This window comes from Microbulbifer agarilyticus S89 (assembly GCF_000220505.1).
Classification (GTDB): domain Bacteria; phylum Pseudomonadota; class Gammaproteobacteria; order Pseudomonadales; family Cellvibrionaceae; genus Microbulbifer; species Microbulbifer agarilyticus_B.
This window is the reverse complement of record NZ_AFPJ01000043.1, coordinates 168,087-174,814: the sequence shown is the minus strand read 5'-3', so window position 1 is coordinate 174,814 and position 6,728 is coordinate 168,087. Positions and strand designations below refer to the sequence as shown.

Annotated in this window: 5 protein-coding genes; all 5 read left to right on the top strand. The window is 58.4% G+C overall.

The features are described from left to right. A partial coding sequence (locus tag AS89_RS0114345) for an LPS-assembly protein LptD (protein ID WP_010133405.1) occupies nucleotides 1-2,402 on the top strand: 2,402 nt, incomplete at its 5' end. Then, nucleotides 2,402-3,766 carry a peptidylprolyl isomerase gene (locus AS89_RS0114340; protein WP_010133404.1) on the top strand — a complete coding sequence of 455 codons (1,365 nt, stop codon included), beginning with the start codon at nucleotides 2,402-2,404 and terminating at the stop codon, nucleotides 3,764-3,766. The genes AS89_RS0114345 and AS89_RS0114340, both read left to right, overlap by 1 nt. 6 nt (nucleotides 3,767-3,772) lie before the next feature. Beyond that, nucleotides 3,773-4,777: a 4-hydroxythreonine-4-phosphate dehydrogenase PdxA gene (gene pdxA, locus AS89_RS0114335; RefSeq protein ID WP_010133402.1), complete on the top strand. Its 1,005-nt coding sequence runs from the start codon at nucleotides 3,773-3,775 to the stop codon at nucleotides 4,775-4,777. Between the two features lie 61 nt (nucleotides 4,778-4,838). After that, nucleotides 4,839-5,657, top strand: a complete 819-nt coding sequence (rsmA, locus tag AS89_RS0114330) for a 16S rRNA (adenine(1518)-N(6)/adenine(1519)-N(6))-dimethyltransferase RsmA (RefSeq protein WP_010133401.1) — start codon at nucleotides 4,839-4,841, stop codon at nucleotides 5,655-5,657. 12 nt (nucleotides 5,658-5,669) lie between these two features. Continuing rightward, nucleotides 5,670-6,494, top strand: a complete 825-nt coding sequence (locus AS89_RS0114325; protein ID WP_010133400.1) for a symmetrical bis(5'-nucleosyl)-tetraphosphatase — start codon at nucleotides 5,670-5,672, stop codon at nucleotides 6,492-6,494. Nucleotides 6,495-6,728: the final 234 nt, after the last annotated feature.

The window sequence follows — 6,728 nt, the reverse complement described above, 5'->3', positions numbered from 1 at the left end:
TGCGCAACCAGATCTCGCCCATCTGCGGCGGCATGTTTATCGAGCCCGCACGCGACTATCCCAATGCCGAGGAACTGCCGGAGGAAGCGCCGCTGCGCGCCACTGCGGACAGTTCCGACTGGCTCGAAGACGGCACCGCACAGTTGCGCGGCAATGTGCACATCACCCAGGGCTACCGCCAGCTGTTTGCCGACCAGGTAAACGTCAACCGCGCAGAGAGCACCGCTTACCTGAGTGGCGCCATCGAGATGCGCGAGCCCGGAATGCTGGTACGCGGCAAGGCTGCCGAGGTACAGACGGACAGCAAAGCGGCGTCCATTGAGGACGCCACCTACGTGGTTCACGATGAGTCCGTGCATGGTTCGGCGCGTTTTGCCTCCCGCGAGGCCAGCGGGGAGCTGATTCTGACGCAAGGCAACTACACGCGCTGTGAACCGGACGACGTTTTCTGGCGCATGACCGGTGGCGAGATCACCATCGACAGTGTCGAGCGCCAGGGCACCGCGCGCAACGTGCGCCTGGAAATCGCCGATATCCCCGTATTTTATTTCCCCTACATGCGCTTCCCGGTAGGGGACGAGCGTATGTCTGGATTCCTATTTCCCAGCATCAGCAACAGCGATGAGAACGGCTGGGACATCGCGGTGCCCTACTACTGGAACATCGCGCCGCAACTGGATGCGACCATTGCCCCGCGCTATATCCAGCACCGCGGCACTGGCCTGGAACTGGAAGCGCGCCATCTGAGTGAATGGTTCAGTACCGAGACCCGCCTCGCCGGGCTGCCCAATGACAAGGGCGGCGACGACGAAGATGCGCGCCGCCTGATCAATGAGGGCTTCCCGGAAGACCTGGTGCTGCCCGCCAAAGGCGAGGACCGCTGGTATGTGAATTTAGACCAGGTCGGCGGCACCGGGGGCCTGTGGCGCACCCGTATCAACTTTTCCAAGGTCAGCGATCCGGACTACTTCCGCGACCTGGACACCGCCGAGCTGAAAGCGCCGGCCAACGTAAGTTCGCGAGCACTCACCAACCTGAACCAGACCGCGGAAGCCAGTTTACGCACCGAGAACTGGAACGCCCGCCTACGTGTGCAGGAATATCAGCAGCTGTCCAAGGACCGCTTCGATACCTACAGCCAGCTGCCGCGCATCAATGTGAATGGCAATTACAAGTGGAACGACTGGTATTTGAAGCTTCAGCACGAGATCACCAGCTTCGACCACCAGGATACCCAGACCATCCAGTTTATCGCTGACGTCAATGACCCGAACAGCGTGACCACCAGCACCCGCAATTTCGTCAATGCGCGCCGTTCGCGGGTGGACTACAGCTACGGATGGGACAAGCAGTGGTTGTGGGGCTTCTTTAACCCGCAGGTGACCGGCATCTATCTCGGCTACGAGCTGTCCGATACCTTCCTCGAAAACCCTGACATGGACACACCCGAGGCCGCGGCCGCGCAACTGGCCATTGATAGCGGCCTGTTCTTCGAGCGCGATGGCAACCTGTTCTCGCGGGAATATGTGCAAACCCTGGAACCGCGCCTGTTCCTGCTGGCAAGCTCGAATGCGGATCAGTCGGACTTCCTCAATGTAAGCACTAGTAGTCGCGACGGCGGCAACGACCTGCTGTACGACACCTCGCTATTCACTTTCAGCTACGACCAGCTGTTCCGTGACAGCCGCTTCAACGGCAACGACCGTATCGACGACGCCGATCGCGCCGCGCTGGGCCTGACCACACGGTTTATCGACCCACGTAGTGGCCGCGACCTGTTTGCCGCCAGCGTAGGGCAGATTTTCTACTCCAATGACAGCCGCATCGAGCTGGCGACATTTATCGAGGACGTGCCGCGCTCCGAGTTTGCCGCACGCCTGGAAAGCCGCCCCACGGGTGACCTGCGTATCAGCAGTGAGGTGATCTACCACGACAGCGACAACACCATTAACCGCGGCAACGTCAGCCTGCGTTATCTGGATGACGATTTTCGTCTGTTTAACGTAAGCTACCGTTACCTCCGCAAGGAAGAGCGCTTCGACTCGACCGATACCTTCCTGGTACAGGGACCGGTACGCCAGGGCGACATCTCTGCGGCCTGGCCAATAAATGATCGCCTTTCGTTGCTGGCCCGCGCCAACTACGATTTCACCTTCGACAGGGAACTGGAGTACCTGGCGGGACTCGAATATGACACATGCTGCTACCGCACCCGGGTGCTGTGGCGCCGTGAACTGGACAATGACCTGGCCGACGTCGTACCACCGGAAGAGCTGGAATTCGACGAGGGTGTCTATATTGAACTGCAGCTGAAGGGCCTAGCCGGCCTGGGCGGTTCCGTCACCCGTATTCTGTCCCAGGGCATTGCCAACTTTGAACAACGAGAAGTACTGAAACAGTGATGACAATAATGCAGATGTTCACCTCTCTTCGCCGCGGCCTGCTCGCCGTAGCCGCCGCCAGCGCCATCGCGCTCCCCGCCTGGGCCCAGGTACAGCAACTGGATCGCGTGGTAGCGGTAGTGGACGATGATGTGGTCATGGCCAGTGAACTGCAGCAACGCATCAATACCATCACCCAGCAAATTGCCGCACAGAATGTGCAGGCGCCACCAATCGATGTGCTGCGCCGCCAGGTGCTGGAGCAGCTGATCGTCGAGCGACTGCAGCTGCAGATGGGTTCTCGCGCCGGCGTTACCATTTCCGAAGAGGAGCTCGATCAGGCCATCGCACGGGTACAGCAGAACATGAACCTGTCCCCGGCCCAGTTCCAGCAAAAGCTTGAGGTAGACGGCATCTCCAACAATGCCTTCCGTCAGCAGATTCGCCAAGAACTGATCATCCGCCGGGTGGAGCAGGGCAGCGTCAGCCGCCGCATCCAGATTACCGACCAGGACATCAACAACTTCCTGCGCTCCAAAGAGGGAGAATTCTGGAAGTCCCCGCAATATGAGCTGGGGCACATCCTGATCGCGGTAAGCTCCAGTGCCCCCGCCGAAGAAGTCACTGCGGCGCGTGAAAAGGCCGATGCTATCTATGAGAAAGCCAAGGGTGGAGAAGATTTCCGTGCCCTCGCCATTTCCAACTCCTCCGGCCAGAATGCGCTGCAAGGCGGCGATCTCGGTTGGCGTAAACCCGTTGAGCTGCCGACCCTGTTTGCCGACGCGCTCGACGGCGTGAAGGTGGGTGAAACCACCAAGCCATTCCGCAGCGATGCCGGTTTTCACATGCTGAAGATCCATCAGCAGCGCGGCGCCACCGAGCAGGTGGTCGAGCAGACCAAGGTGCGTCACATCCTGGTTAAAACCTCTGCCATCCGCGATGACGATGCGGCCTACAACCTGCTTACCGACCTGCGCAGCAAAATTGAAGCCGGTGAGCTGAAGTTCGAAGATGCCGCCAAAGACAATTCCGAAGACATCGGCACCATGCTGCAGGGTGGTGACCTGGGCTGGTCCACGCCTGGCCAGTTTGTACCCGAATTCACCCAGGCCATGAACAACACCCCGGTGGGTGAAATCAGCATGCCGTTCCGCAGTCAGTTCGGCTGGCACATCCTGCGCGTGGATGAGCGCCGCCAGCAGGATATGACGGACCAGTACATCCGCAACCAGGCCGCCAACCTGCTGCGCAACCGCCGCTACGAGGAAGAACTGCAAAACTGGCGTCAGGAAATTCGCGACCAGGCGTATGTGGAAATCAAATTGCCAGATGCCGAATCCAGCGATACCGAGCAAAGCGCCGAGAGCGCCAACGATTCCCAGTAACGCTTTATGGTCCCTCGCATTGCCTTCACCCCCGGCGAGCCCGCCGGGATAGGCCCGGAGCTGGCAGTCAAAATTGCCTGCTCCGAGCGCTCTACATCTGCGGTCCGCGCACAAATCATCGCCATTGCCGATCCAGACCTGCTCCAGCAGGAGGCTTCCCGCCAGGGGAGATCTTTGCAACTGATACCCTTCGACCATGCACGCGCTGCGGAGCCAACCCCCACAGGCAGCCTGCACATAGCCCCGGTAGCACTGGCGGAGCCAGCACGTCCAGGACAACTAAATCCCGCCAACGGTTGCTATGTACTGGAAACCCTGCGCGTTGCCGCCGAGGGATGCCTGCAGCGCAGTTTCGATGCGGTGGTAACCGGACCGGTGCACAAAGGCGTGATCAACGAGGGCGGCGTTTCCTTTAGCGGGCACACGGAATACTTTGCTGAAAAAGCTGGCGTGGAAAAGGTCGTGATGATGCTCGCTGCCGACGATCTGCGCGTAGCGTTGGCAACCACGCACCTGCCGCTGAAAGATGTCAGCACCGCGGTTACCGGCCAATCCCTACAGCAGGTGATTACGATCCTGCACCGCAGCCTGCGTGACCAGTTCCGCATCGAGCAGCCGCGCATTGGCGTGTGTGGCCTCAACCCCCATGCCGGTGAAGGTGGCCATTTGGGGCGGGAAGAAATTGACGTGATCGAGCCCGCCCTGAATACCCTTCGAGCCCTCGGTATAAACCTGATCGGCCCACTGCCCGCCGACACCCTGTTTACGCCGCCGCAACTGGCGCACTGTGACGCCGTACTCGCCATGTACCACGACCAGGGCCTGCCGGTGTTAAAATTCAAGGGATTCGGGCGCGCAATCAATATCACCCTCGGGCTTCCGTTTATCCGCACCTCGGTGGATCACGGTACCGCCCTCAACATTGCCGGCCAGGGCATCGCTGACACCGGCAGCCTGATTGCGGCACTCGATCAGGCGATCGAACTGGCCCAACTGCGCCAGACTTTTTAAAGCGGTTGTTTAAGCGTGCTATTTGTTTGGCGCGCAAACTCTTATCCACACGAACGATTTCATGGACAACTTTTTCCAACACAAGGCGCGCAAGCGCTTCGGCCAGAACTTTCTGGTCGACGAAAATATTATCGAGCGCATCGTGCGCGCCATCGGCCCCAAAGATACCGACAAGCTGGTGGAAATCGGCCCGGGCCAGGGTGCCATTACCTCCCTGCTGATCGACAAGTGCCCGTCACTGACCGCGGTGGAACTGGACCGCGACCTGATACCGATGCTGGAGTTTAAATTCCGCGACTACCCGGATTTCACCATCATCGAGAAAGATGCACTGAAATTTGATTTTGGCAGCATGGTGGAGGAAGGCGAACAGTTGCGCATCGTCGGCAACCTGCCCTACAACATCTCTACCCCGCTGCTGTTCCACCTGCTGAGCTTTCGCGGCAAGGTGAAAGACATGCACTTTATGCTGCAGAAAGAAGTGGTGGATCGCCTCAGCGCAGTACCTGGAGTGAAAGCCTACGGTCGCCTCAGTGTCATGACACAGTACTACTGTCGTGTGCAGGGACTGTTTCCTGTGCCACCGCAGTCTTTCCGCCCGGCCCCCAAAGTCGATTCCGCGATTGTGCGCCTGGTTCCGCACAAATCACTACCGCACCCGGCAGAGAACGAAGCCCTGCTGGAGCGCATCGTCAGCGTTGCCTTCCAGCAGCGTCGCAAAACCCTGCGCAATGCGCTGAAGCCGCTGTTTCCTGACTTAGACCCAGAACAACTGCCAGTGGATACCAGTCGCCGCCCAGAAACCCTGAGCGTAAAGGAGTATGTGGAGCTGGCAAATTTCTGCAGTAACCTGACACCTCCGCAAGCCCAAGCGCAGTAAACGGGGAATACCTTGGCCACTTACGCAATTGGCGACATCCAGGGCTGCTTCGAACCCTTGCAGCGACTGCTCAAGAAAGTCGATTTCAACCCGCACAAGGATAAGTTGTGGCTGGCTGGTGACATGGTGCACCGAGGCCACGACAGCCTTGGAACCCTGCGTTTTCTTTACGAGCACCGCAGTCAGGTGACCGCGGTGCTCGGCAATCACGACCTGCACCTGCTGGCCATCGCTCACGGGGCGAAACGTCTTACCGATAAGGAGCACGACCTCGCAAAAATTCTGCGCGCCAAGGATGCAGACACCTTACTCGGCTGGCTGCAAAAACAACCGCTGATGGTGCACAAAAAGGTCGACGGAAAATATTTTTCGATGGTGCATGCAGGTATCCCGCCTATCTGGAGCATGAGCAAAGCGCTGGAACTCGCAGGTGAAGTGCATAAAGCGCTGCAGGATCCGGCGATGGCTGAAGCCTTTTTCTTTGGCATGTATGGTAATGAGCCGCACAAGTGGAGTGATCACTTGATCGGCGTCGAGCGCCTGCGTTCGATTACCAATTATTTTACGCGCATGCGCTTCTGCAAAGAGGACGGCACCTTGGACCTGGTCACAAAGCAGGGACCGCTGGCCGCTCATCACGATTACCATCCATGGTTCAGCTTTAAAGACCGCAAGACGAAAAACGATCGGATTATTTTTGGCCACTGGGCAGCACTGGAGGGTGAGGCCAATACCAAAAATGTCTACGCACTCGATACCGGCTGTGTCTGGGGCGGCTACCTAACCGCCATGAAAATGGAAGACGAATCGTTTTATTGTGCTGATTGCGCACTATGAGCGGAAACAACGACCAGCAAAACCCCACCCACTGAATGAATTTCACCCAAATGTAACTTACATTTGCTACCCTCCCCCCCACTTTTACCTAAATCACCCCCAACCACTTTTTTCTCCACCCCCCTCGGGTGGGATGCCGTTCTCAGGTACCTGCCCTCTAATCGATCTTCCGTTTTTGTACATGATGTTAAGCGCCCGTCGGTTTGAGGGGGCTCGTGTAACGATGGTGAAGCA

Excerpts from the sequence above, each read along its gene's own strand:
- rsmA (WP_010133401.1), top strand. The coding sequence starts at position 4,839 with ATGGACAACTTTTTCCAACACAAGGCGCGCAAGCGCTTCGGCCAGAAC.
- pdxA (WP_010133402.1), top strand. The coding sequence starts at position 3,773 with ATGGTCCCTCGCATTGCCTTCACCCCCGGCGAGCCCGCCGGGATAGGC.
- AS89_RS0114340 (WP_010133404.1), top strand. The coding sequence starts at position 2,402 with ATGACAATAATGCAGATGTTCACCTCTCTTCGCCGCGGCCTGCTCGCC.